A 25291-nucleotide genomic window follows, 5' to 3' on the forward strand; every position below is an offset into this window, starting at 1 on the left:
ATCCCCATGCAGTGACGAATTGTTCTGAGCGGAGAAGAAGATGGCCATCGACATGTTCATGAAGCTGGGCGACATCAAGGGCGAGTCGCAGGACAAGACCCACAAGGAAGAGATCGAAGTGCTCGCGTGGAGCTGGGGCCTGAGCCAGAGCGGCACGATGCATATGGGCACGGGCGGCGGCGCCGGCAAGGTGTCGGTGCAGGACCTGTCATTTACCAAATACAGCGACAAGGCGAGTCCGCCAATCATGGCGGCCTGCACCAAAGGCACGCACATCGACACGGTGTTGCTGACTGTCCGCAAGGCAGGCGGCGACAATCCGCTCGAGTACTACAAGATCACGTTGAACGGCGTGCTGATCAGCTCCTATTCGACGGGCGGCTCGGGCGGCGAGGAGCGCTTCACCGAGAACGTCACGCTGAACTTCGAAAAATTCCATGTCGAGTACCAGCCGCAAAACGCCAAGGGCGCGAAGGAGGGCGGCGTGGTCGAAGTGAAATGGAACATCCCCGCCAACGCGGAGAGCTGATCGGCTGATCGCAAAGGGCGACTGCACCGCGGCGGCCTGGCCGGCGCGGTGCGGCGGCGAGTGGGACGACTTCACACAGACCGGAGCGAACCGGCATGAACGCAGAAGAATATTTGCGCGAAGGCGATCTCGACGGATGTCTGCGCGAATTGCAAAACCAGGTTCGCAAGGATCCGTCGAAAGCCGCCTATCGTGTCTTTCTGTTCCAGCTGCTCGCGGTGACGGGCGCCTGGGACCGTGCGCTGACGCAACTGAACGTCGTCGGCGAACTCGACGCGGCCGCGTTGCCGATGGTGCAAACCTATCGTGAAGCGCTGCAATGCGAGGCGCTGCGCGAAGCGGTATTCAAAGGCGAGCGCGCGCCGCTGATCTTCGGCGAGCCGACCGGCTGGCTCGCGTTGCTCGTCGAAGCATTGCGGCTCGATGCCGCGGGCGATAGCACCGCGGCGGCGGCCGCGCGCGCGCAGGCGCTCGACGAGGCGCCCGCCACCGCCGGCGCATTGAACGGCGAGCCGTTCGCGTGGCTCGCCGACGCCGACAACCGGCTCGGCCCGACACTCGAAGCCGTACTGAACGGCCGCTATTACTGGATTCCTTTTTCGCGCATCAAGCGCATCGAAATCGAACCGCCGACCGACCTGCGCGACCGGGTCTGGATGCCGGCCGTGTTCACGTGGGCCAACGACGGCCAGGCCGCCGGTCTGATACCGGTCCGTTATCCGGGCACGCTCGCCGAAGCGAATCGCGCGCTGTGGCTCGCGCGCCTGACCGAATGGATCGGTGACGATCCCGCGCTCGCGCGGCCGGTGGGACAGCGCATGTTCGCCTCTGATGCGAACGACTACGCGCTCTTCGACGTGCGCACCATCGAGCTGACGAGCGGCGACGCGAATCCGGCAGAGGACGGCGCGGCCGTGCCGGATCATGGCTGAGTTGACCGCGCGTGATCGCCTGCAACCGTCGCTGCTCGATCGGCTGACCGATCTCGAACCGGAAGTGAAACAGGAAACGCGCGAGCGCCGCGTTCTGTCGATGCGCGCGCTGCGCGAGAGCGTGCAGCGCGACCTCGGCTGGCTGCTGAATGCGAACGGCCTCGCGTCGGTCCAGGAGCTGGGCGGCTATCCGTATGTCGCGACTTCGGTGATCAATTTCGGCTTGCCGGACATTGCCGGCAAGACTGCCTCAGGCATCGATCCGTCGCGGCTCGAACGGCTCGTGCGCGATGCGATCTGGGCGTTCGAGCCGCGCATTCTGCGCGATACCGTGCGGGTCAGTTCGATGCAACTCGAAGAAACGACCGGGCGTCACAACACCGTGTCGTTTCTGGTGGAGGGCGATCTGTGGGCGCAGCCGTATCCGGAGCGGCTCTACTTCAGGACCGAACTGGATCTGGAGGCCGGCGAAATCCGCGTGATCGACCAGGGCGGGCCGCGCTGAAGCCATGAATCCAGACCTGATCAAATACTACAGCCAGGAACTGCAGCATCTTCGGGAGATGGGCGGCGAGTTCGCGCGCGAATTTCCGAAGATCGCCGGGCGCCTCGGACTGGAAAACCTCGAATGCGCGGACCCCTACGTGGAGCGTCTGCTCGAAGGTTTCAGTTTCCTCGCGGCGCGCGTGCAACTGAAAATCGACGACGAGTTTCCGCGCTTCACCCAGCATCTCGCGGAACTGGTCTACCCGCATTACCTCGCGCCCACGCCGTCGATGGCCGTGGTGCAGATCCAGCCCGACCTGACCAGTTCGAATCTCGCGGACGGCGTGCGGGTTCCACGCGGCAGCGCGCTGCGCAGCGTGCTCGACAAGAACGGCTCGACGCGCTGCGAATATCGCAGCGCGCATGAACTGGCGCTGTGGCCGCTCGAAATCGCGGAGGCCCGGTTTTTTACGCACGCAGGCTCGCTCGGCGGCACCGACAGCGCGTTACCGGCGAGCATGGCGGCCGGCGCTGGTGTCAAGGCCGGCCTCAGACTGCGTTTGCGCGCCACCGCCGGTCTGAAACTCAACCAGTTGAAACTCGACCGGTTGACGCTGTATCTGCGCGGCACGGACGGGATGGCCACGCGCATTCACGAGCGTCTGCTCGGTTCGGTGAGCGGCATCGTCGTGATGCCGGCCAAACGTCCGGCGGCCTGGCATGTGCAGTTGCCGGCGAGCGCGCTGCGACCGGTCGGTTTTGCCGAGGATGAAGCGTTGCTGCCGGTCAGCCGGCAGTCGTTCCAGGGCTACCGGCTGTTGCAGGAGTATTTCGCCTTTCCGCAGCGCTTCATGTTTCTGGCGATCGACGGCTTGCAAGCGGCGTTGCGGCGTTGCGCGGACACCGACATCGAAGTCATCGTGCTGCTCAAGCGCGGGGACCCGCTGCTCGAACAATCGCTCGACGCCAACAATTTCGCGCTGCATTGCACGCCCGCGATCAATCTCTTTTCGAGGCGCACCGATCGCATCGCGCTGTCGGACGAACAGTTCGAATATCACGTGGTGGCCGATCGCACCAGGCCAATGGACTTCGAGATCTATCAGATCGAGACTGCGACCGGCTATAGCGCGGGCGCCGGCGGTGAGCAGCGCTTCGAGCCGTTCTATCACGCGCGCGATCTCGGCGCGACCTATCGTGCCGGCGCTTACTACCAGGTGCGCCGCGAAAAGCGTCTGCCGTCGGCGCGTCAGCATGAACGCGGCCCGCGCACCAGCTACCTCGGCAGCGAGATGTTCATCGCGCTGGTGGACGCGAGCAATGCGCCGTTTCGCGCCGACCTGCGCCAACTCGGTTTGCAGGTGCTGTGCACGAACCGCGACTTGCCGTTGACGATGCCGGTCGGCGTCGGCCCCGCCGATTTCACGCTCGATGTCGAAGCGCCGGTGCAAAGCGTGCGCTGCGTGAGCGGCCCGAGCCGGCCGCTGCCGTCGTATGCGCACGGGGCCGTGGCGTGGCGGCTGTTGAGCCACCTGTCGTTGAATTATTCGTCGCTGCTCGATAGCGACGCGCAGGAGGGCGCCCGCGCGCTGCGCGATCTGCTGAGCCTCTACTGCCCGGCCGACGAGATCGCGAGTCAGCGGCTGATCGAAGGCGTGCGCTCGATCGATTCTCGCTCGGTGACACGACGCTTGCCGTGCGCGGGACCGATCGTGTTCGGCCGCGGTCTCGAAGTGACGTTGACGCTCGACGAAACCGCGTTCGAAGGCGCCGGCGCGTTCCTGCTCGGCGCCGTGCTCGCGCATTATTTCGCGCAATACGTATCGATCAACTCGTTCACCGAGACCGTCGTGAAGACGCTTTCGCGCGGCGAGATCATGCGCTGGCCAGCGAGGGTCGGACAATGCCGGACGCTCTGACACTGTTGCGCCGGCTCGAAGAGGATGCGCGCCGCTTCGACTTCTTCCAGGTCGTGCGACTGCTGGAGAACGCTTATCCGGACAAGCCGCGCGTCGGCGAATCGATGCAGCCGCGCGACGATGCGATCCGTTTCGTGCAGGAGCCCGAACTGGTTTTCCACCCAACGACGCTCGGTGCCTTCACACCGGCTGGAGAGCGTCACGCCGCGCGCCTGGCGGTCAAGTTCTTCGGCCTGCTCGGACCGCATGGTCCGTTGCCCACCCATCTGACCGAGTACGCGCGCGACCGCGCCCGCAACGCGAACGATCCGACCTTCGCGCGGTTTCTCGATGTGTTCCACCACCGGATGGTGTCGCTGTTCTATCGCGCGTGGGCCAATGCGCAACCGGCCGTGAGTCTCGACCGGCCGGGGCGCGACCGCTTTTCGTTTTATGTCGGCAGCATGTTCGGGCTCGGCGAGGCGACGCTGCGCGAGCGCGACGCGGTGCCCGATTTCGCCAAACTGCACTTTGCGGGTTTGCTGGGCGGCCCGACCCGTCCTGCCGCCGGTTTGAAACTCGTGCTGGCGCGCTTTTTCAACCTGCCGGTCGACATCGAGCAGTGGGTCGGCCATTGGATGACGCTGCCCGCCAACTCGTTGTTGCGTCTGGGCGCCGCGGACGGCTCGGCCTCGCTCGGCGTGTCGACGCTGCTCGGCGCGCGGGTGTGGGATTGCCAGCATAAATTCCGCATCGTCATCGGACCGTTGAGCCGCGCCGACTACGAGCGCTTGCTGCCGGGCGGCGAGAGTCTGAACCGCCTCGTCGACTGGGTGCGCAATTACGCGCGCGACGGGCTCGATTGGGACCTGCGGCTGGTGCTGAAGCAGGAAGACGTGCCACGCCTGAAGCTCGGGCGTCATACGCGGCTCGGTTACACCACCTGGACGCTCGGCCAGCCGGCGCGCGGCGATCAGCGCCAGCTGGTGTTGCGGCCGAGCGGTCCTGACGGCCGTTCACGGATTGCCGCGGCGGCGCGCGAGGCGTCCGCGGCGGCGCCGCCATCGACATCATCGAGGGAATAGAAAAATGGCCGAGATCAAACGGGCAGCGTTGTTCGGCAAGCTGAACAAGCTCGGATTCCGCGCAATCGAGAGCGCGAACGTGTTCTGCAAATTGCGCGGCAATCCTTATATCGAACTGTCGCACTGGTTTCACCAGATCCTGCAACTGCAGGACTCCGACCTGCACCGCATCGTCAAACACTATGGGCTCGAGCCTTCAGCGTTGGCGCGCGATCTGACCGAGGCGCTCGACCGCCTGCCGCGCGGTTCGGGTTCGGTGACCGACATCTCGTCGCAAGTCGAGGAAGCGGTCGAGCGTGGCTGGGTGTTCGGCTCGCTGATGTTCGGCGAGTCGCAGGTGCGCACCGGTCATCTGGTGGTGGGCCTGTTGAAGACGCCGTCGCTGCGTAACGGGCTGTACGGCATCTCGCGCCAGTTCGAGCGCATCAAGCTCGATTCGCTCGTGGACGAATTCCACAGTCTGCTGCGCGAGTCGCCGGAAGCGGCGATGAGCGCGAGCGACGGTTTTCAGGCGGGCGGCGCGCAGCGCGAAGGCGGCGATGCGGACACCGCTGGCGGCCCGCTGCCGGCCGCCGCGCTGGGCAAGCAGGAAGCGCTGCGGCGCTTCACTACCGACCTGACTGAACAGGCGCGCAGCGGCAAGCTCGATCCGATCGTCGGGCGCGACGAGGAAATTCGCCAGGTGGTCGACATCCTGATGCGCCGCCGCCAGAACAATCCGATCCTGACCGGCGAGGCGGGCGTCGGCAAAACCGCGGTGGTCGAAGGCTTCGCGCAGCGCATCGCGGCGGGCGACGTGCCGCCGTCGCTGCGCGACGTGCAGTTGCGCACGCTCGACGTCGGTCTGTTGCAAGCCGGCGCGAGCATGAAGGGCGAGTTCGAAAACCGCTTGCGGCAAGTGATCGAGGAAGTGCAGGCCTCGGAGAAGCCGATCATCCTGTTCATCGACGAAGCGCACACGCTGGTCGGCGCGGGCGGGGCGGCCGGCACCGGCGACGCGGCGAATCTGCTGAAGCCGGCGCTCGCGCGCGGCACGCTGCGCACGGTCGCCGCGACCACGTGGGCCGAATACAAGAAGCACATCGAGAAAGACCCGGCGCTGACGCGGCGCTTCCAGGTCGTGCAGGTCAGCGAGCCGGACGAGACCCGCGCGATCCTGATGATGCGCGGCGTCACCTCGACGATGGAGCAGCACCACAAGGTGCAGGTGCTCGACGAAGCGCTCGAAGCCGCGGTGCGTCTGTCGCATCGCTACATTCCGGCGCGGCAGTTGCCCGACAAGTCGGTCAGCCTGCTCGACACCGCCTGCGCGCGGGTGGCGGTCAGCCAGCATGCGACGCCGGCGTCGGTCGACGATTCGCGCAAGCGGATCGCCGCGCTCGAAACCGAGCTGGCGATCATCGGCCGTGAGAGCGCGGTGGGCGTCGACACGCGCGAGCGTGAAGCCGCCGCCGCGGAAAAGCTCGCCGCCGAACAGGCGCGTCTCGCCACGCTCGACGCCCGCTGGCAGGCGGAAAAGGAACTGGTGACGCGGATTCTCGAGCTGCGCGCGCAACTGCGCGGCGAAACCGGCAAGGTGGAAGGCGCGGCGCTAGTGAACGGCTCGAACGCAGCGGCAAGCGAAACGGCAAACGCAGGCGCAAACGCAGGCGCAAACGCGACGGCCGCACCCGGCGCGACCGAGAACCCCACCAGCGATACCGCGACGCGCGAAGCGCGACTCGCCGAGCTGCGCGAGTTGCAGGCACAGCTCGCGCAGCATCAAGGCGAAGATCCGCTGATCCTGCCGACCGTCGACCAGCAGGCGGTCGCCTCCGTCGTGCAGGACTGGACCGGCATACCGGTGGGCCGCATGGTCCGCAACGAAATCGAAAACGTGCTGAAGCTCGCGGAGAACCTGAACCGCCGCATCATCGGCCAGGCTCACGCGACGGAGATGATCGCGCGGCGCATTCAGACTTCGCGCGCCGGACTCGACAATCCGAACAAGCCGATCGGCGTGTTCATGCTCGCCGGCACTTCGGGGGTCGGCAAGACCGAGACCGCGCTGGCGCTCGCCGAGGTGCTGTATGGCGGCGAGCAGAACGTCATCACGATCAACATGAGCGAATACCAGGAAGCGCACACGGTGTCGTCGCTGAAGGGCGCGCCGCCGGGCTACGTCGGCTACGGCGAAGGCGGGGTGCTGACCGAGGCGGTGCGCCGTCGTCCGTACAGCGTGGTGCTGCTCGACGAAGTCGAGAAGGCCCATCCCGACGTTCACGAGCTGTTCTTCCAGGTGTTCGACAAGGGCTGGATGGAAGACGGCGAGGGCCGCGTGATCGACTTCAAGAACACGCTGATCCTGTTGACCACCAATGTCGGCACGGATCTGATCACGAGCCTGTGCAAGGACCCCGAGCTGATGCCGGAGCCGGAGGGCATCGCCAAGGCGTTGCGCGAGCCGCTGCTGAAGGTGTTTCCGCCGGCCTTGCTGGGACGCGTCGTGGTCATTCCGTACTTTCCGCTGTCCGACGAGATGCTCGGCGCGATCATCCGGCTGCAACTCGGCCGGATCGAGAAACGCATCCGCATGTCGCACAAGATTCCGTTCAGCTACGACGACGACGTCGTGAAGCTGATCGGCAGCCGCTGCACCGAACTCGAAAGCGGCGGCCGGATGATCGACGCGATCCTGACCAACACGCTGTTGCCGCGCATCAGCACGGAGTTTTTGACGCGCATGATGAATGGAAGCCCGGTGACGAAGGTGCAGATCGGCGCGCGCGACGGTGAATTTCTTTATACGTTCGATTGATCCAGCCGACGGGGAGGAGGCCTACATATGCCGCAACAAGTCAGCATGGGCGCGACGCTGCAATGTTCGTTCGGCGCGGCGCCTTCGACGCTCGTGGTGTTGCCGATCAACCGGGTGATGGGCGAAGGGCCGCCCGCGGCCAACATCATGGATCACATTCCGCTCGTCAACATCATGCCGTTCGGCGCGTGCAGCGCGCCCTCCAATCCGACCGTCGCCGCCGCGACGGCGGCCAAGGCGGGCGTGCTGACGCCGATGCCGTGCATCCCGGCCACCATGACGCCGTGGACGCCGGGCGCGCCGACCGTGCTGCTCGGCAACCAGCCGTCGCTCGACAACGTCTCCAAATGCATGTGCAATTGGGGCGGCGTGGTCACGATCGTCAATCCGGCAACCGTCAAGACGATGATTCCGTGACATGACCACGCAAAACCAGAGCCGCCACGTCACCGTCAGTTGCGCGCCTGCCGGCGAGGATCTGCTGTTTCTGCATCTGCGCGGCACCGAGGAGTTGGGACGTCTGTGCGAATGGCGGCTCGATCTGCTGAGCAAGCGCAACGATCTGCAAGCCGGCGATCTGCTCGGCCATGACATCTCGATTGCGCTGTCGTTGCCGGCCGAGGGCGAGCGGCAATTCAACGGCATCGTCACGGCGTTCCGGATCGTCGCGCCGGGCGACAGCACCCGCAACCGCATGGCGCGCTATGAAGCGGTGGTGCGTCCGCGGCTGTGGCTGCTCACGCGCGCGTCGCACAGCCGCTTTTTCCATGAAAAGAGTGTGCTGGATATCGTGACCGGCGTGCTGCAGGACTACAGCATCGACGTCAGCAATAAATGCCAGGCGACCTATCCGTCGCTGCAGCACTGCGCGCAGTACCGGGAGACCGATTTCGCTTTCGTGAGCCGCCTGATGGAGCACGAGGGCATTTACTACTACTTCGAGCACAAGGGCGGCAAGCACACGCTGGTGTTGACCGATTCGAGCGACGTGCACGGACCGATCGAACACTATGCGACGATTTCGTACGATGCGTGGTACGAGCCTTCGAAGGAGAAGGAATGCGTGTATGCGTGGAGTTCGGGCGCGGAATTGCAGACCGGCAAGTACGAAGTCAACGACTACGACTTCGAAAAACCCACGTTGAGCAACCAGCAAGGCCTGCTCTCGCGCGCGACGCGGCCGAAAGTCTACGATCCGCCGGTGTACGCGATGCAGGAACATCTGAGCGGCCACGTGCAGGCGAGCGATGGCGACCGCTATGCGAAGGTCGGCATCGAGATCCGTCAGGCGCGCAACGACAGCATCTCGGGCCGCTCGAGCGCGCGCGGCATCTGGCCGGGCGGTCAGTTCAAGCTCGAAAATCACGCCTGCGACGCGCAGAATCACGACTACCTGGTGGTCAGCGCCGAGTATGAAATCAATTCGGATGTCTATATGTCGACGGTGCGCAACGATCCTTCGCTGCCGTTTTTCGACTGTGCGTTCACCGCGTTGCGCAAGGAGAACCACTTCCGCTCGGAGCGGCTGACGCCCGAGCCGGTCGTGGCGGGCCCGCAGACCGCCATGGTGGTCGGCCCGGACGGCGAAGAAATTCTCACCGACAAATACGGCCGCATCAAGGTGCAGTTTCATTGGGAGCAGTTCGCCCCGCCGGCCGATTCAGACTCGCGCATGAAACGCTGCTGGGTGCGCGTGTCGCAGAGCTGGGCCGGCAAGAACTGGGGCACGTTCTTCCTGCCGCGAGTCGGTCAGGAGGTGGTCGTCGAGTTCGTCGAGGGCGATCCGAACCGGCCGCTCGTCACCGGCTGCGTCTACAACGCGAACACGATGCCGCCGTACGCGTTGCCGGCGAACCAGATGTTCTCGACGCTCAAGAGCAATTCGACCAAGGGCGGCGGCGGTTTCAACGAAATGCGTTTCGACGACGACAAGGGCAGCGAGCAACTGTTCTTCCATGCCGAGAAAGACCACGAGACCTGGGTCAAGAACGACATGCTGAGCAATGTCGGCAACGATCGGCATCTGAAAGTGACCGGCAACGAGTTCGTGGCGATCACCGGCGCGCGCCACGACGCCGTGACGGGCGACCAGAATGCCCAGGTCGATGGCAACGCGTCGCTGAAGGTCGGGCAGAAGCTGCAGGAGAAGGTCGGCATGGACTATGCGATCGACGCCGGCATGAATATCCACATCAAGGCGGGCATGAACGTCGTGATCGAAGCGGGCGCGAGTATTACGCTAAAGGCAGGCGGCGCGTTCGTGGTGGTGGGCCCGGTCAGCGTGGCGGTGTCGGGCACGCCGATCCTGCTCAATTCGGGCGGCTCGGCGGGCTCCGGCAGCGGCTCGTCGCCGACCGCGCCGAGCGCGCCGAAAGACGCCGATGACGGCACCAAAAAAATCAAATCTTGAGCGATGCACCTGAAGGGTTGTGGGGAGCCAAGTGAACTATCCGATTCTTTCGCTGCGGGTTGCGCGATTCAACGACGAGACGCTCGCCGAGCCGATCGTGGTCGCGTTCGGCGCCGCCGGAGGCACGATTGGCCGTGCCAACGACTGCACGCTGGTGCTGCCCGATCAACAGCGCGCGATCTCGCGCATTCACGCGCGCGTCGAGTTTCGTGGCGGCGATTATCTGCTGTGCGATCTGGGCAGCAATCCGAGCGTGCTGAATCAGCGCGCGCTCGGTGGCACGCGCGAGGCAAGACTCGCAAATGGCGACCAGTTATTGATCGGTCCGTATCTGCTCGAAGTGTCGATCGGCGAGCAGGCCGCGAGCGTGCGCGGTCTGACGGGCGGGCATGATCCGCTGCGTGCCGCGCAGGTGCTCGGTGGACCGTTGCCGGCGGATTCGCAAGGCGACCCGTTGCAGCTCGGCGCGCTCGATCCGCTCGGGCAGCCGGGCTTCGGCGAACCGCAGCGGATCTCGTCGCGGCCGGGCTTTGCGGGCTCGGAGAGCGATCATGTGTCGCCGGAGTTGCAGGCGTTTGCGCCGCCGCAGGCGCCTCGGCCCGATCCCGCCGGGCCGGCCACGCCCGTGGGCGGCATCCCGGCGGACTACGATCCGCTCGCCGATGCGTTGGCGCAGTGGGAAACGCCCTCGCAGGCGGGCAGTGCGTCGCCGGCTGCGGCGCAGCCTGCGCACGATTTGCCGGGATGGCCCACCGCGCCCGCCCCGGCGGCCGCGCCTTTGGGCGGCCCGACCGGCTTGCCGCCGGGATTGCTGGACCCCGGCCCGGCAGGCTCGGCCGTGACACCGTTCGATGATCTGTTCGGGTCGCCGTCGGTGCCGTCGACGCAGTTCGCGCCGTCGACCCCTTTGGCTCCGGTGGTGCCGGTGGTCGTGCCCGTGGTCGCGCCGCAGGCTGCCACCTCACGGGTCGCCGTGCCGGCGGCGGCGCCGGTGCCTTCGCCTTCGCCGGTTGTGCAGCCCGATCCGCAGCAGGTTCAGCAGCAGGTTGAGCAGCAGGTTCAGCAGCCGGTTCCGGCTCCGGCCTCGGCTCCGATCACATCACCGCCTTCCGCGTCACCACCGCCGCTTGCGCAGCCGGCTCCGGTACGCCCCGACGCCGTCCCCGCCGCGAGCCAGAACCCCGCCACCCTGCGGGCGCTGCTCGAAGGCCTCGGGCTCGACCCGTCGCGCGCGCCGAACCTGCCCGAGTCGGAGTTCGCGCGCCTCATCGGCACGATGCTGCGCGATGCGCTGCGCGGCACGATGGACGTGCTGCGCGCGCGTTCGATGACCAAACGCGAAGCCCGCCTCGACACGACGATGATCGTCGCGCGCGACAACAACCCGCTCAAATTCTTCCCCGACGTCGACAGCGCGCTGGCGCAGATGCTGACCGGTCGCGCGGCCGGTTATCTGCCGCCCGACGAAGCGCTCAGGCGTGCCTTCGACGATATCCAGGCGCACGAACTCGCGGTCCTCGCCGGGATGCGCGCGGCGCTCGCGCACGTGCTCGGACGGTTCGATCCCGCCTCGATCGAAGCGCGGCTGAAAGACCCCGGCGCGCTCGAAAAGGTCCTGTCCAACCGCAAGGCGAGACTGTGGGATCTGTTCGTCGAATTGCAGGGCGCCGTCACGCGCGAAGCCGACGACGACTTCCAGAAACTCTTCGGTCAGGCGTTCAATGACGCGTACGAGGCGCAGATCGACGAACTGAGCGCGGCCCGCGAGCGTCAGCCGAAGCACCCCGCCGATCCCACCTAGAAACATTTGAACGAGACAACATGTCCTGGAACAGCAAAGTCATCTGGTCGGAGGGGATGTTTCTTCAGCCCCAGCACTTGCAGCAGCACGACCGTTATCTGCAGCGGCAACTGGAAACGCGCGCGGCCGGCCTGCGTCCGTACAGTTGGGGCTTCACCGCGCTGGAGATCGACGAGCCGCTGCTCAAGCTCGGCAAGCTCGCGCTGCTGTCGTGCTCCGGCGTGATGCCGGACGGCACGCCCTTCGATCTGCCCGCCGACGATGACTTGCCCGAACCGCTCGAGATTCCCGAAGGCACCCGCAACGTGCTGGTTCAACTGGCGTTGCCGGTGCGCAGGCCGGGCGTCGCCGAAACCGGCAACGAAGCCAGCGAGGAGAACTTCGCGCGGCACCGTGTCGCCGAATTCGACGTCAGCGACAGCAACGATCCGAATGCCGGCGCCGCGTTGCTGCAGATCGGCAAACTGCGGGTGCGTCTCGCGCTCGCGCCGGAAGTGGCGAATGCCTATACGGCTCTCGGCGTCGCGCGGGTGCTCGAGCGTCTGCCCGACAACCGCGTCGTGCTCGAAAACGACTACAGCCCGCCCTGTCTCGACTATCGGGTGGCGCGCCGGCTTGCGGCGTTCGTCGACGACCTCGTGGGTCTTCTGCATCAGCGCGGCGAAGCGCTGGCCGGACGGCTCGCGCAGCCCGGCGTGACGGGTGTCGCGGAAGTGGCCGATTTCCTGTTGCTGCAACTGATCAATCGCCATGAGCCGCTCGCCGCGCATCTGTCGACGATGACCGGTCTGCATCCCGAAGCGCTGTACCAGGTGGCGGTGCAGCTGGCCGGCGAGCTGGCGACCTTCAGCCAGGCGTCGAAGCGGCCGCCGGCGTATCCGGTGTATCGCCATGAGTGGTTGCGCGAAACCTTCGCACCGGTGATCGACGACATTCGCGCGTCGCTGAGCATGGTGATGGACCCGCACGCCGTGTCGATCCCGCTCGAAGAGCGCAAGTTCGGCCTGCGCGTGGCGATCGTGCCGGACAAGACGCTGTTCGCCGGCGCCACCTTCGTGCTCGCGGTGCGCGCGCAAATGCCGGCCGAGCATATCCTGACCGGCTTCGCGCCGCAGGTGAAGATCGGACCGATCGAACGCATTCGCGATCTCGTCAATCTGCAATTGCCGGGTGTCGGGCTGCGCGCGTTGCCGGTGGCGCCGCGGCAATTGCCGTTCCATGCGGGCTTTACCTACTTCGAACTCGATCGCGGCAACGAACTGTGGAAGCAGTTCTCGACCTCCGCGGGCATGGCGTTGCATGTCGCCGGCGAGTTTCCCGGGCTGACGATGGAGTTCTGGGCAATTCGCCGCTGACGCATTTGATTGGGGAAGTTCATCGTGAGTCCTGACGAACCGCGTGGCCCCGCCGACGATCCCGGCGCGACGATCCTGATTCCGACACCGGGCGGCGCGCGGGCGGCGTTCATGGGCGCCGCCGCGACGCCCGCGCCGATGCTGCCTGCCGGCGGCGGGCTCAATCCGCTCTTGCGCGCGGCCAACCCGCTGATCGAACTGGCGCTGCCGCTGCGCCAGTTGCCGACTCATCCGAATGTCGAGGACCTGCGCAGCCAGCTAATGCAAATGGTGCGCAACTTCGAGACGCAAGGCCGCGCCAACGGTATCGACGACGAGAAGCTGGGCGCCTCGCGCTACTGCCTGTGCACCTTCCTCGACGAAGCGATCGCCAGCACGCCGTGGGGCGCGGGCTTGTGGGGCAGCCGCAGCCTGCTGGTGACGTTCCACAACGAGGCTTCGGGCGGCGAGCGCTTTTTCCTGATCCTGCAGCGTCTCGCGCAGAATCCCGCGGGCAACATCGACGTGCTCGAATTGATCTACGTGATTCTCGGCCTCGGCTTCGAAGGACGTTACCGTCTGATCGACGGTGGCCGCACGCAACTCGACACGATCCGCGAACGCCTCGACCAGATGATTCGCGGCCAGCGTGGCGCGGCCGAGCGCGATCTGTCGCCGCACTGGCTGCCGGTCAAGGTCGAGCGCAAGCCGTTGTTGCAACTCGTGCCGTTGTGGGTGGCTGCGGCGATCGCTTGCCTGTTACTGGTGATCGTTCATCTGGTGTTGAGCTTCCGGCTCAACGACATGTCCGACCGCGTGTTCGAAGCGCTGCACGGTATCCGCGTCGCGCCGGCTCCCGTGCTGGCTTCGAAACTGGCGGCCGCGCCCAAGCCCGCGCCGAAGCTGTCGCAGTTTCTTGCGCCGGAAATTGCCCGCGGTCTCGTGCAGGTTTCCGAGTTGCCCGATCGGACGGTCGTCACGATCAACGGCGACGGCCTGTTCGCGTCGGGCAGTGCCGATCTGGCCGCGGGGTTCGTGCCGCTGATCCAGCGTATCGGCGATGCGTTGAAGGAAGTGCCGGGCAACGTGGTGGTCGCCGGTCATACGGATAACCAGCGGGTCTTGTCCGCGCGCTTTCCATCGAACTGGCATCTGTCGCAGGCGCGCGCCGAAGCGGTCCGCGACATGCTCGCGTCGCGTGCCGGCAGCCCAGCCCGTTTCAGCGCCGAAGGGCGCGGCGACGCAGAGCCGATCGCGCCGAACGACACCGCCGCGAATCGGGCGCGCAACCGCCGCGTCGATATCACGGTGCTGGCGCCGGGAGCGGCATCGTGAAGGCCTCGCTGACGAGTCCGTGGCCCGTGGCCCAGGGGAGCCGGGTATGAAAATCTTTGGCTGGCTGAGACGAGCCATCGTGCTGTCGTTGCTCGGCGTGCTCGCGCTGTCGCTGATCGTCTGGGTCGAGGGGCCGCTCGTCTCATACGCGGGTAACGAGCCGCTCGAAAGCAACAGCAGCCGCTGGGCCGTGATCATCGTGTTGCTGCTGGTGTGGGCGGTGTACTGGAGCGTGCGCTGGATCGCGGTGCGCGTCGCCAACATCAAGTTCACCCGCGTGGTGGCGGAGGGACCGGCCGAGCCCGAGCCCGGCAAGAAAGAATCCGAGGCCGACATCGCCGCGTTGAAGCAGCGTTTCGAAGCCGCCATGGCGACCTTGCGCAAGGCGCGGGTCAAGGGCCGTTTCGGCAGTCAGTACGTGTACCAGTTGCCGTGGTACATGTTCGTCGGCGCGCCCGGCACGGGCAAGACCACGGCGCTGCTGAACTCAGGGCTCAAGTTTCCGCTGGCCGAGCGGCTCGGCAAGCAGTCGATCGGCGGCGTGGGCGGCACGCGCAATTGCGACTGGTGGTTCACCGACGATGCGGTGCTGCTCGATACCGCGGGCCGCTTCACCACCCAGGACAGTTTCGCCCCAGCCGATCAGGCCGCGTGGGCCGGCTTCCTGCAACTGCTGCGCAAGTATCGTCCGCGCCGGCCGCTGAATGGCGTCATCGTGGCCTTGTCGACCAGCGACCTGCTGCAACTGTCCGACACGCAACGCGCGCAGCAGGCGCAAGCCGTGCGCGAGCGGCTCAAGGAACTGTACGGCCAGCTTGGCATGCGCTTTCCGGTCTACGTGATCGTGACCAAATGCGATCTGCTCGCGGGCTTCGCCGAATTCTTCGACGATCTCGGCCGCGACGAGCGCGAACAGGTCTGGGGCATGACGTTCCCGTTCACCGAACAAGGTTCGCCCGACGACGCACTGGCCGCGTTTCCCGCCGAATTCGACGCGCTGGCAAAGCAGCTGCAAGCCCGCGTGCTGAACCGCATGCAGCGTGAGACGGACGTTCGCCGGCGCGCGCTGGTGTATGGATTTCCGCAGCAGTTCGCGGGTCTGCAAGCCGCGCTGAAGGGCTTTCTCGACGAAACCTTCAGCACCTCGCGCTTCGAGCAGTCGGCGTTGCTGCGCGGCGTGTATTTCACGAGCGGCACCCAGGAAGGCCGGCCAATCGATCGCGTGATGAGCGCGGTGGCCTCGGCGCTCGGCTTCCAGCGACAGGCCGTGTTGCCCGATCCGGCGAGCGGACGCGCGTACTTCATCACGCGCTTGCTGCGCGGCGTGATCTTCGAGGAAGCGGGACTCGCGGGCGTGAACCAGAAGCTGGAGCGGCGCCGCGCGTGGTTCCAGCGCGCCGCGCTGGCGGCGATTGGTGTCGTCACGGTGCTGGCGCTGGTGCTGTTCTTCGTCAGCTATCAACGCAATCGCGCCTACGTCGCCGATGTTCAGCAGCATGTCACCGACTTGCAGAAGCTCGCGCAGACCACCCAGCAGAGCGACAACCCGCTTGCGCTGCTGCCGCTGCTCAACGCCGCGCGCGACCTTCCCGGCGGTTATGCGGAGCGCGACAAGAGCGCGCCGTGGCTGTCGCGCCTTGGTCTTTTTCAGGGCGACAAGCTCGGCCTCGAAGCGCAGAACAGCTACCGGCGGCTGTTGCGGCAGACTTTGCTGCCTCTGGTCGTGAGCCGCATGGAAGACGAATTGCGCCGCGGCGACGCGAATAATCCCGACTTCCAGTACGAAGTCTTGCGCGCGTATCTGATGCTCGGCGACTCGCTGCACTTCGACGCCGACTCGGTGCGCTTGTGGGCCGATGTCGATTGGCGGCGCGGGCCGCTGCGCGATGCCAGCGACGAGCAGCGCAACGATATCGACGGCCATCTCGCCGCGCTGTTCCAGCCGGCGCGCTTCGACGCGTCGCTACCGCTCGACAAGGATCTGATCGCGCAGGCGCGCGCGACGCTCGCCAAAATGCCGCTGACGCAGCGCCTGTTCAACCGCGTCAAACGCGATCTCGAACAGAGCAGACTGCCGGAGTTCAGCGTCGCCAACGCGGCGGGGCGCAATGCCGCGCTGGTGCTCGTGCGCAAGAGCGGCGCGCCGTTGACGCGCGGTGTTTCAGGCGCGTACACGCGAGCCGGCTATCAGAAGTTCGGCCAGTTGCGCGACGCGGCGGTGATCGATATCGCGAAGGACGATTGGGTGCTCGGCCGTCAGGAATCGGTATTGACGCCGAACGGCATCGACGATCTGAAGGCCGGCATCACGCGGCTTTACTACGACGAGTACATCCGCCAATGGGACGCGTTGCTCAACGACATCGACGTGGTGCCGTTCGACGGCGTGGAGCAGGGGGCGCGCGTGGCCACTGTGCTTGCGGCGCCCGACTCGCCACTGCGCTCGCTGATGCTGGCCGCGGCGCAGGAGACCACGCTGGGCAGCACCAGAACCGGCGGTTCGCTGACGGAGCAGGGCGTGAGCGCATTGACCAACAAACTCGATGCGGCCAAAAAGCGCCTCGAGAGCGCGCTCGGCAATCAGCCGGAAGACGCGGCGCCGCCCCCGCCGGCCGAACTCAATCCGGTCGACGCGCATTTCCAGGCGCTGCATGAGCTGGCCGGCAAACCCGGCGCGCAGGGTCCGGTTCCGCTGGACACGCAACTCGCCGCGCTGAAGGACGCCGCGACCTATCTGGAGGCGGCGGATTCGGCGCGCCGTCAGGGCTTGCCGCCGCCGCCCGGCGATGCGTTGAACAAGCTCAAGCTGGTGGCCCAGGGGGCGCCGCCGCCACTCGCGGCGGTGGCCACCAACGTCGCCAGCGGGGCGGGGTCGCTGATGGTGGGCGGCGAGCGCGCGCGCCTGAACGCGTTGTGGCAGGCGAACGTGGCGCAGCTGTGCCGGCAGGCGCTCGACGGTCGCTATCCGCTCGTGCGCGGCTCCACCCGCGACGTCGCGCCCGACGATTTCGGCAGGCTGCTGAGCCCGGGCGGCTTGATCGACGACTTCTTCCAGAAGAATCTCGCGACGATGGTCGACATGTCGGGACCGCAGTGGAAATGGCGCAGCGGCGTCGATACGCTCGGCATCCCGGTCGACGTGCTCGCGCAATTCCAGCGCGCGGCGCAGATCCGCGATGCGTTCTTCCGTGCCGGCGGCCGGGACGTGTCGGTACGCTTCACGGTGAAGCCGGTCAGCATCGATCCGTCGATCACGCAGTTCACGCTCGACATCGACGGGCAGCAGATGGTCGTCAAACCCGACAGCCCGCAATCGATGGTGTTCCAGTGGCCGAGCGGCAAGGGCACCGGCCAGGCGCACGTCGAGTTCACGCCGGCGGGCAGCGCGCCGGCTGCGCGCGCCGACGGACCGTGGGCACTGCTGCATCTGATGGACGACGCGCATCTGCAACCAACCGCGCAACCCGACCGCTTCCGCCTGAGCTTCGACTCCGATGGCCGGCGCGCGGAGTTCGAACTGGCGGCCAGCAGCATCGTGAATCCGTTCCGTCGCGCGATGCTCGAGCAGTTCCGCTGTCCCGATCGGCTATGAGGGGCGAGCCTGCACGGGAGCCGACGCTTGCGCCTGGTTTCTTCGGCAAGGTGCGCACGCATGGCGATTTCGTAGGACGGCGCTTGCCGGCCGAGTTCGTCGCGCGTTGGGATCAGGGCTTGCAGGAAGGCATGGTGCAGGCGCGGCAGCGCTTTGGCGCGCAGTGGCTTGAACTGTATCTGAACGCCCCTGTGTGGAGTTTCGCACTCGGCGCGGGTCTGTATGGCCCGAACGCCTGGGCGGGCGTTCTGACGCCCGGCGTGGACCGTGTGGGACGCTATTTTCCGTTCACGATCGCTCAGGCGGTCGACGGCGCCGAACTTGCACGGCGACTGGCCGATGCGCAGGCCTGGTATGACCGTTTGGTAGGACTGGCATTGTCGACACTGACGCCGGAATTCGGTCTCGATGGATTCGACGCGGCGTTGCGAGCCGAGGGCCTGTCCAGCGGGGATCGCGCATCGATGCCGTGGCGGCTCGCCATCCCCGATGCGGCCGACGGCGGATTCGCCGCCTTGCTCGAACAGACCGTCGCAATGGGACACGCGATCTGGTGGAGCGACGGATCGCCAGCGGTCGCGGCTTCGGCGAGAATTTCCGCGGGCGCGGCGACCGGCTCGCAGTTCGCGAGTCTGCTCGACGTCGGCATGCAGGAGTGGGATGCGGTGATCGGCGTGATTGCGAACGCGGGCGCGTAGCGACGGCCTGACTGACGCGGCCGCCGCGGGTCAGGGTAAGGACAAGGGTAAGCGTTTCAAATTGACTTCCCATCATTCGTCTTTAAAGGATGAGGCTGTCATACGCCGGTTCCCGCCGGTGTTCGCCGACGGTCCGTGACGGGGCGCTGGCGGCTTCACCGCAACTCCTTTCCGCGGAGATCGCCGTATGTCACGCCTGACCCATTCGTGTTCCGCACGACGCTTTCCGAGCGGCGCTCTGTCCGCCGCGCTGTGCCTGCTTGCATTGCTGTGCACGGCCACGCGCGCAGCCGAGCCGGTCCTGAACGAGAAGGACATCAACGAGCAGGCGGTCACGCGCGCGCTCGAGCCCGACCAGTCGAGCGAGTCGGGCGACAACGTCGTGACGCGCGGCTTCGTGCTGTCGAACAAGCCGCCGTCCGCCGCGCCGCGGCCCGAGCCCGCGAGAAAGCCTTCCGCGCAAATCCTCATTACGTTCGCCACCAATTCGGCCACGCTCACCGACAGCGCGAAGGCCGCGCTCGACAAGGTCGCCGGTGCGTTGCAGTCGGAGAAACTCGCGGCCTACCGGTTTCGCGTCGAAGGGCATGCCGATCCGCGCGGGTCGCCCGATGCCAACATGAAGCTCTCCGAAGACCGCGCGGCCGCGGTGGTCGACTATCTGACGCAGAAGGACGGCATTGCGGCCGAGCGGTTATCGTCGCTCGGCAAGGGTTCTTCCGATCCGTTGAACAAGCGCAATCCGACGGCGCCGGAGAATCGTCGGGTGACGATCGTCACGATCACGGACTAGGCGTTTGCGAGGTTGCCACCGATGACAGGTTATCGCGTGTGTAGCGACGTGGCGACGCGCGCGGTGCTGCTGTTCGCGTGCGTCGCCACGATCGCGGTCGCCACCGCCGCCGGTCCACAGACATCGAACAATGCCGCCGATGCGCCGCGCGCATCGGACGCGCAGCCCGTGCCCGCGGCCGTCGATGACGACACCGGGGCCGTGCGCTTGCCGCTTGACCGCCTCGCCGCCGCATTGGCACCCGATGCGCGCCTGCAACTGTTCACCGTGACGGACCAACCCGGTCTCTATGTGATGCAGGCGGCCAGCCTCGAGCAACAGGGCGCCATGTTCGCGCGCGTGGTGGCATTGCTCGAACGGCGCGACATGCCGCGCGACCGCGTGGTGTCGGCGGCGGCCATCGCGGCTCACGCGCGTCGCTTTGGCACCGATCCGGCCGGACTGACGGCGGGCAACAACTTCAGCACGGCGGAGTTGACGCACTTCTTCGAAGTCGCGCGCGAGCAGGGCGTGGTGCTGAACCAGGGCGAGCGCACGTTGCAGACGATTCTCGTGCGATGGCGCCTGATTCGCGACGAGCAGGGGATCTGGAAAGCGGCGAGCTCACACGATTTTCTGATCACCATTCCCGGCCTCGGTCGCGCCCCGGGCGGCGAGACGATCGACGCCACCGTCAGGGCCGCGATCCTGAGTCACGAATTGGGCCATTGGCAGTACTTCTCGGACGCCGCGTACGCGCACGCGTGCCGCGCGTTCTGGTGGCAGGTGTTGAGCTACGAGGAACGCGCGGAGTTGACCCGGCAACTGGAGAACCTCGGCTACGACCCGAGCGACCGGATCGTGATCGACGAGATGCAGGCCTACCTGCTGCATACGCCCGCGCGCTATATGCCGATCATCGACACGCCGGGCCCTGGCGGCATCGATGTCGCCAAGGTGCGGCGGCGCTTGCAGCAGGCGGTCGCGAAAGCGGGCGGATAAAGAGGACGAAGCGAGCGGGGCGAAGCGAGCCGCGTGGCCGGCGCGACACACGCTTTCGAGGTGACCCATGACGGATTACGCAGAACTCAACCGCATCTTGCCGCGCTTGTCGAACGCGCATGCGGCCGACGCGTTCAGCGACGAGATCGCACCGCTGCTGGTGGAGCTATGGGCAGACGATTATGTCCGGCGCGTCGCAACGTGCGAATTGCTCGAAACGTCCGTGGGCCAGTTTTCATATCTGTTCGACATGTCGACCGAACGCCTCGTCGCGGCGTGGGGAATCAGTCAGGGAAAGAGTACGGTGCCGCGCAAGGAAATCGCGACGCGGATGCGCGGACACCCGCTCGCCAACGGCGGGACCTACCACCGGGGACACGCGATTCCGCACACGCTCGGTGGTTCGACCGATATCAACCTCGTGCCGCAGTTGGGCAAGATCAATTCGGGGCCGTTCCAGGCGTTGGAACGACTCGCGGTCAGTCATGCGGGAGCGCTTTACTTCACCTACTGGCTGTACGGGCCGGGCAATAGTCAGGTGCCCGTCGGCGTGGAGCAGGGGCTGCTGATGCCGGGGGCGACCGCGTGCACGTTCAGGCTGGCGACGTTCGGGAATTGACGCATGCGCGACGGTCCGCACCGCGCGCCATGCACGGTGAATAGACGAATCAGCCGTGCGGATTTTGAAAATAGTTCTGATCTGCACGCGATTGCCGGGCACGATGTCGCTAGGGCCTGTTCACGCTAATAACGGGCCAGCCCCGCGATGGATTTTTTTTTCGAACAGGGGAACGTGTCTTTCCGCCCGTATTGCGGCGTCGGTTGTCGCTTGTTTGGCTCGGCCAAACGGCGCTCCTCGCTCCTTGCACTACAGGCGCAAAGGCACGTTCGCAAGCCCGTTATTAGCGTGAACAGGCCCTAGTAGTCTTTTTGAAAGCAGCGCGCCGCAATTGGGGCAAATACGTTGTGTGTCCGCCAGCGTCGGTTAACCCCTCGACGAATCGGACCGTCTACGATAGACAGTACCGCAGACACCGACGTAACGGACCCTGATGATGCCATCCGCTCGCCGTTTCCTCGTCATGCTGGCGTCAGCCTTGCTGCGCGCACGCGCTGGCGGCGCATTGGCGCTGTTCGCGTCGATGCTGCCGCTTGCCCACGCGGAGGTGGTCGTCGCGTTCGCCGAGAGTCCCGTGTCGGTGATTCGAGGCGCGTCGCTGTATCGGACGGGCGAGGGCGCGAGGCTGCGCGACGACGACATCGTCGAAACCGACGCCGGCAAATCCGCGCAACTCGAAGACAGTGCGGGGACGCTGATCGCCCTCGGGCCGCAGACGCAAGTACTGCTCAAAACGCCGGCGCAGCCGCAAAACGCCGCGGCGGGACCATTGCGGATCACGCTGCTGAGCGGCTGGCTCAAGGTCGGCTGCAACGTGAGCGCAGCCGCACAACCGCCGCTGTCGATCGAGCTTCACGGCCTTGACATCAAACCTTCAGGCAATGGCCCGTGGTCGGTCGTCACGATGGCTACCGCCGAGCGGGCCGCCATCTTCGCGGAGTCCGGCGACGCTGCGATCGTCGTCGTTCGCGCTCCTGCCCAGGCGCCGAAACTGACCTTGCGCGCGGGCCAGTACCTCGAACGACATGCCGATGAGCCGCTGCGTGCGCAGCCCCGGCCGTCCGCGGAGTTCATCGGCACGATGCCGCCGGGCTTTCGGGATGCTCTGGTCGGGGTAGCGGGGCGGCTCGCGAGCAGGCACGAACTCGCCGCGCCATTGCGCGCCGTCGATTACGCCGACGTCTCCGACTGGCTCACGAGCAGCGTCAGCGAGCGCGGCACCTTCGTCAAACGCTTCGTGCCGCGCCTGAAAACGCCTGCCTTTCGCGCGCAGGTCGATGCCCACCTGGACGTTCTGCCGGAATGGCGGCCGATCTTGCATCCGCCGCCGCCGCGGCCTGCGAGCGAGCCACACAAACAGCCCGCGCAAGCGCCGCCGCCAGCGCGTCCGCAATACGGCCCCGGATCGATCTACCGGGACAAACCCACGGCGGACGAAGACGCACATCATTGACATACCATGCACCACCAGGCGTTGACGCCCTGCACACCATTCGCGTGGAGCCGCCATGAACCTGTCGTTGACTCTGAAGTTCAATCTCGCCTTCCTCGTCGTGTTCGCCGCGGGATTCGCCGCGACCGGTTTCGTGGCCGACCGGGTGTTGCAGGAAAACGCGGTGCAGACGACCGTGCGCGACGCGAGCCTGATGATCGAAGCCGCCACCGCGGCGCAGAACTACACGTCCGAACAGGTGACGCCGCTGCTTGCCACGCAGATCAAATACGCGTTCGTCCCGCAGTCGATCCCCGCGTATTCGGCCGTCGAGAGCCTGCTCGCGATCCAGAAGAAGTTTCCGGGCTTCTCGTACAAGAGCGCGATGCTCGATCCGACCAATCCGCGCGACCGCGCCACGGATTGGGAGACCGATGTGATCCGGCGCCTGCATGACCACCCCGAATTGCCCGAACTGATCGGCGAACGCGCGACGCCGTCGGGCCCGAGCCTTTACATCGCGCGGCCTACCCGCATCGACTCGGCCGCCTGCCTCGAATGCCACAGCACGCCCTCCGCGGCGCCGCGCACGATGCTCGACAAGTACGGGCCGGCGAACGGCTTCAACTGGCCTCTGCATGAAACGATCGGCGCGCAGGTCGTGTCCGTGCCGATGTCGTTGCCGCTGGGACAGGCGCACAGCGTCTGGCGCACGTTCATGCTGTCGTTCGCCGCGGTGTTCGGCTGCGTGCTGATCGCGCTGAACCTGATGGTGCATTTCCTCGTGACCAAGCGGCTCAAGGCTTTGTCGCGCGCGGCCGACGAAGTCAGTCTCGGCAAGCTCGACACGGCGTCGTTTTCGACCCGGGGCGGTGACGAGATCGCCTCGCTCGCCGTGTCGTTCAACCGCATGAAAACGAGCCTCGTCGAAGCGCTGCGGATGCTGGGGGCGTAAGCTGGCATGATCGGCCACGCGGCCCTCGATCGGAACGCGAATGAGCAACGAAGCAACGCCTACGCAGATTGGCAAATACCGTATCGACCGTGTGTTGGGCACGGGAGCCATGGGCGTCGTCTATCTCGCGTTCGACCCGCACCTCGAACGACCAGTGGCGCTGAAAACCGTGCGTCGCGAACTGCTTGCCAGCGAGGACCGCAGCGGCGACATGCTGCAGCGTTTTCGCAACGAGGCGCGCGCGGCCGGTCGGCTCGCGCATCCGAACATCGTCACGGTCCACGATTTCGGTGAAGACGGCGACACGGCCTATATCGTGATGGAGTACGTCGCCGGACATGGCCTCGATACCTTGCTGGTGCCGGGCCACGCGCTGCCGCTGTCAGAGGCTTTTCACTGGCTGGCGCAACTGCTCGCGGCGCTCGCGTATGCGCATGAAGCCGGCGTCGTGCATCGCGACATCAAGCCTGCGAATCTGCTCGTCACGGCGGCGGGGTTGCTGAAGGTCGCCGATTTTGGCGTCGCGCGCGTGGGCTCCGCCGCGACTTCGTCCGGGTGGATGATCGGCACGCCGAGCTACATGTCGCCCGAGCAGTTCGAGGGCGCATCCGTCGATGCCCGCGCGGACCTGTTCTCGGCCGGCGTCGTGCTGTACCGGATGCTGACGGGGCGTCAGCCGTTCGTCGGCTCGCCGGCGACCATCAGGCAGAAGATCATCAAAGATACGCCGGCCCCGCCATCGGAAATCGTCTCCGCGTTGCCGCCGGCGCTCGATGCGATGGTCGCCCGGGCGCTTGCGAGGCGGCCGGAAGACCGCTTTGCTTCGGCCGCGCAATGGCTCGCGAGCTTGAGGTTGTTGGCCGTCTCATCGGCCGCGGCCGACGATGACCGGACCATCGTGACGCCGTCCGCCTATTTGTCCGCGTCCTCGTTCTCGCCGGCGCTCGCGACGGGCGGCGGCAACCCACCCATGCGTGCGCCTTCGGCGCCGCAGAGTTGGCCGCCTGAGGTGCTCGCGCGCATCGAACGCCAACTTGCGATCCACATGGGCCCGCTCGCGAGCCTGCTGGTGCGACGCGCGGCCACCCAGGCGAACGACCTGCCAGCGCTCGGCGCACAACTGGCGGCGGTGTTGCCGGACACCGCACGGCTCGAATTCGAGCAGGCCTTCGCACGCTTGACGGCTGGCTTGCCCGAGATGTCGATAATCACGTCGTCAACGCAGGGCGCGCGTGCCGCGACGGCCACGGCCACGGCCACGGCAAAGGTATCGGCTGTCTCGCCGGCGACCGCCACAGGCACGCCAATGACCAGTGCGATCGATCAGGCCAGTATCGATGCCGTCGCCGTCAAACTGGCCGTCTATCTGGGCCCGATCGCGAAGATGATCGCCACTCGCGAGGCGCGGCATGCCGCGAATTTCGACGAGTTCGTCCAGCGGGTCGAAGGGTGCATCACCGACGCCGAGCAGCGCCGTCAATTCAGGCACGATGTCGATGCATCCGGTTAGCGTCACGGATCGAACGCTGATCTTCCTCGCGAGCGGCGCGTCGGACTTCGTCAACGGTCACATTCTTTAGGTCGATGGCGGCGTGACGGTCACGCTGTGACCGT

19 protein-coding genes are annotated in these 25291 nt (G+C 66.2%); all 19 read left to right on the forward strand.

Translation table 11 applies throughout. The annotated features are described in order from the left end of the window. Positions 1-40: 40 nt before the first annotated feature. The 19 genes from L0U84_RS24310 to L0U84_RS24400 all read left to right on the forward strand — a co-directional run bounded on the left by L0U84_RS24310 (position 41) and on the right by L0U84_RS24400 (position 25187). Entirely contained in the window at positions 41-529 is a 489-nt protein-coding gene (locus L0U84_RS24310) for an Hcp family type VI secretion system effector (RefSeq protein WP_233853364.1), read from the forward strand. Between the two features lie 95 nt (positions 530-624). Beyond that, a complete protein-coding gene (locus L0U84_RS24315; RefSeq protein ID WP_233853365.1) occupies positions 625-1461 on the forward strand; it encodes a type VI secretion system accessory protein TagJ in 837 nt (278 codons plus the stop codon). Beyond that, on the forward strand, positions 1454-1966 hold the full coding sequence (tssE, locus tag L0U84_RS24320) for a type VI secretion system baseplate subunit TssE (RefSeq protein ID WP_233853367.1): 513 nt from the start codon (positions 1454-1456) through the stop codon (positions 1964-1966). Before L0U84_RS24315 ends, tssE begins: the two co-directional genes overlap by 8 nt. Positions 1967-1970: 4 nt before the next feature. After that, the gene (gene tssF, locus L0U84_RS24325) at positions 1971-3866 is read left to right on the forward strand and encodes a type VI secretion system baseplate subunit TssF (protein ID WP_233853369.1); all 1896 of its coding nucleotides are present in this window, start codon (positions 1971-1973) and stop codon (positions 3864-3866) included. Then, the gene (gene tssG / locus L0U84_RS24330; RefSeq protein WP_233853371.1) at positions 3851-4930 is read left to right on the forward strand and encodes a type VI secretion system baseplate subunit TssG; all 1080 of its coding nucleotides are present in this window, start codon (positions 3851-3853) and stop codon (positions 4928-4930) included. The genes tssF and tssG overlap by 16 nt, the downstream gene beginning before the upstream one ends. 4 nt (positions 4931-4934) lie before the next feature. Further along, positions 4935-7727 carry a type VI secretion system ATPase TssH gene (gene tssH / locus L0U84_RS24335; protein WP_233853378.1) on the forward strand — a complete coding sequence of 931 codons (2793 nt, stop codon included), beginning with the start codon at positions 4935-4937 and terminating at the stop codon, positions 7725-7727. A 27-nt stretch (positions 7728-7754) separates the two neighbouring features. Continuing rightward, positions 7755-8144 carry a DUF4280 domain-containing protein gene (locus L0U84_RS24340; protein WP_233853383.1) on the forward strand — a complete coding sequence of 130 codons (390 nt, stop codon included), beginning with the start codon at positions 7755-7757 and terminating at the stop codon, positions 8142-8144. 1 nt (position 8145) lies between these two features. Beyond that, positions 8146-10137, forward strand: a complete 1992-nt coding sequence (locus L0U84_RS24345) for a type VI secretion system Vgr family protein (protein WP_233853390.1) — start codon at positions 8146-8148, stop codon at positions 10135-10137. 31 nt (positions 10138-10168) lie between these two features. Beyond that, the gene (gene tagH / locus L0U84_RS24350; RefSeq protein ID WP_233853392.1) at positions 10169-11938 is read left to right on the forward strand and encodes a type VI secretion system-associated FHA domain protein TagH; all 1770 of its coding nucleotides are present in this window, start codon (positions 10169-10171) and stop codon (positions 11936-11938) included. 20 nt (positions 11939-11958) lie between these two features. Next, positions 11959-13293 carry a type VI secretion system baseplate subunit TssK gene (tssK, locus tag L0U84_RS24355; RefSeq protein ID WP_233853401.1) on the forward strand — a complete coding sequence of 445 codons (1335 nt, stop codon included), beginning with the start codon at positions 11959-11961 and terminating at the stop codon, positions 13291-13293. 24 nt (positions 13294-13317) lie between these two features. After that, positions 13318-14607 (forward strand): DotU family type VI secretion system protein, encoded by a 1290-nt coding sequence (locus tag L0U84_RS24360; RefSeq protein WP_233853402.1) that lies wholly within the window; start codon positions 13318-13320, stop codon positions 14605-14607. A gap of 46 nt (positions 14608-14653) precedes the next feature. Then, positions 14654-18199 (forward strand): type VI secretion system membrane subunit TssM, encoded by a 3546-nt coding sequence (gene tssM / locus L0U84_RS24365; RefSeq protein ID WP_233853406.1) that lies wholly within the window; start codon positions 14654-14656, stop codon positions 18197-18199. After that, entirely contained in the window at positions 18196-18897 is a 702-nt protein-coding gene (tagF, locus tag L0U84_RS24370) for a type VI secretion system-associated protein TagF (protein ID WP_233853414.1), read from the forward strand. Before tssM ends, tagF begins: the two co-directional genes overlap by 4 nt. A gap of 187 nt (positions 18898-19084) precedes the next feature. After that, on the forward strand, positions 19085-19690 hold the full coding sequence (locus L0U84_RS24375) for an OmpA family protein (protein WP_233853417.1): 606 nt from the start codon (positions 19085-19087) through the stop codon (positions 19688-19690). A 21-nt stretch (positions 19691-19711) separates the two neighbouring features. After that, on the forward strand, positions 19712-20671 hold the full coding sequence (locus tag L0U84_RS24380; RefSeq protein WP_233853421.1) for a hypothetical protein: 960 nt from the start codon (positions 19712-19714) through the stop codon (positions 20669-20671). A gap of 67 nt (positions 20672-20738) precedes the next feature. Further along, positions 20739-21290 (forward strand): DNA/RNA non-specific endonuclease, encoded by a 552-nt coding sequence (locus tag L0U84_RS24385; RefSeq protein ID WP_233853422.1) that lies wholly within the window; start codon positions 20739-20741, stop codon positions 21288-21290. 433 nt (positions 21291-21723) lie between these two features. Further along, positions 21724-22743, forward strand: a complete 1020-nt coding sequence (locus L0U84_RS24390; RefSeq protein WP_233853426.1) for a hypothetical protein — start codon at positions 21724-21726, stop codon at positions 22741-22743. A 55-nt stretch (positions 22744-22798) separates the two neighbouring features. Continuing rightward, the gene (locus L0U84_RS24395; RefSeq protein WP_233853427.1) at positions 22799-23677 is read left to right on the forward strand and encodes a c-type heme family protein; all 879 of its coding nucleotides are present in this window, start codon (positions 22799-22801) and stop codon (positions 23675-23677) included. Between the two features lie 40 nt (positions 23678-23717). Then, positions 23718-25187, forward strand: coding sequence for a serine/threonine-protein kinase (locus L0U84_RS24400; RefSeq protein WP_233853428.1), 1470 nt, complete (start codon positions 23718-23720; stop codon positions 25185-25187). The last annotated feature ends 104 nt before the right edge of the window (positions 25188-25291 follow it).

This window comes from Paraburkholderia sp. HD33-4 (assembly GCF_021390635.1).
Lineage (GTDB): Bacteria > Pseudomonadota > Gammaproteobacteria > Burkholderiales > Burkholderiaceae > Paraburkholderia.

Excerpts from the sequence above, each read along its gene's own strand:
- tssK (WP_233853401.1), top strand. The coding sequence starts at position 11,959 with ATGTCCTGGAACAGCAAAGTCATCTGGTCGGAGGGGATGTTTCTTCAG.
- L0U84_RS24395 (WP_233853427.1), top strand. The coding sequence starts at position 22,799 with ATGAACCTGTCGTTGACTCTGAAGTTCAATCTCGCCTTCCTCGTCGTG.
- L0U84_RS24315 (WP_233853365.1), top strand. The coding sequence starts at position 625 with ATGAACGCAGAAGAATATTTGCGCGAAGGCGATCTCGACGGATGTCTG.
- L0U84_RS24390 (WP_233853426.1), top strand. The coding sequence starts at position 21,724 with ATGATGCCATCCGCTCGCCGTTTCCTCGTCATGCTGGCGTCAGCCTTG.
- tssG (WP_233853371.1), top strand. The coding sequence starts at position 3,851 with ATGCCGGACGCTCTGACACTGTTGCGCCGGCTCGAAGAGGATGCGCGC.
- tagF (WP_233853414.1), top strand. The coding sequence starts at position 18,196 with ATGAGGGGCGAGCCTGCACGGGAGCCGACGCTTGCGCCTGGTTTCTTC.
- L0U84_RS24340 (WP_233853383.1), top strand. The coding sequence starts at position 7,755 with ATGCCGCAACAAGTCAGCATGGGCGCGACGCTGCAATGTTCGTTCGGC.
- L0U84_RS24310 (WP_233853364.1), top strand. The coding sequence starts at position 41 with ATGGCCATCGACATGTTCATGAAGCTGGGCGACATCAAGGGCGAGTCG.
- L0U84_RS24400 (WP_233853428.1), top strand. The coding sequence starts at position 23,718 with ATGAGCAACGAAGCAACGCCTACGCAGATTGGCAAATACCGTATCGAC.
- tssH (WP_233853378.1), top strand. The coding sequence starts at position 4,935 with ATGGCCGAGATCAAACGGGCAGCGTTGTTCGGCAAGCTGAACAAGCTC.
- L0U84_RS24385 (WP_233853422.1), top strand. The coding sequence starts at position 20,739 with ATGACGGATTACGCAGAACTCAACCGCATCTTGCCGCGCTTGTCGAAC.
- tssM (WP_233853406.1), top strand. The coding sequence starts at position 14,654 with ATGAAAATCTTTGGCTGGCTGAGACGAGCCATCGTGCTGTCGTTGCTC.
- tssF (WP_233853369.1), top strand. The coding sequence starts at position 1,971 with ATGAATCCAGACCTGATCAAATACTACAGCCAGGAACTGCAGCATCTT.
- L0U84_RS24345 (WP_233853390.1), top strand. The coding sequence starts at position 8,146 with ATGACCACGCAAAACCAGAGCCGCCACGTCACCGTCAGTTGCGCGCCT.
- tssE (WP_233853367.1), top strand. The coding sequence starts at position 1,454 with ATGGCTGAGTTGACCGCGCGTGATCGCCTGCAACCGTCGCTGCTCGAT.
- L0U84_RS24375 (WP_233853417.1), top strand. The coding sequence starts at position 19,085 with ATGTCACGCCTGACCCATTCGTGTTCCGCACGACGCTTTCCGAGCGGC.
- L0U84_RS24380 (WP_233853421.1), top strand. The coding sequence starts at position 19,712 with ATGACAGGTTATCGCGTGTGTAGCGACGTGGCGACGCGCGCGGTGCTG.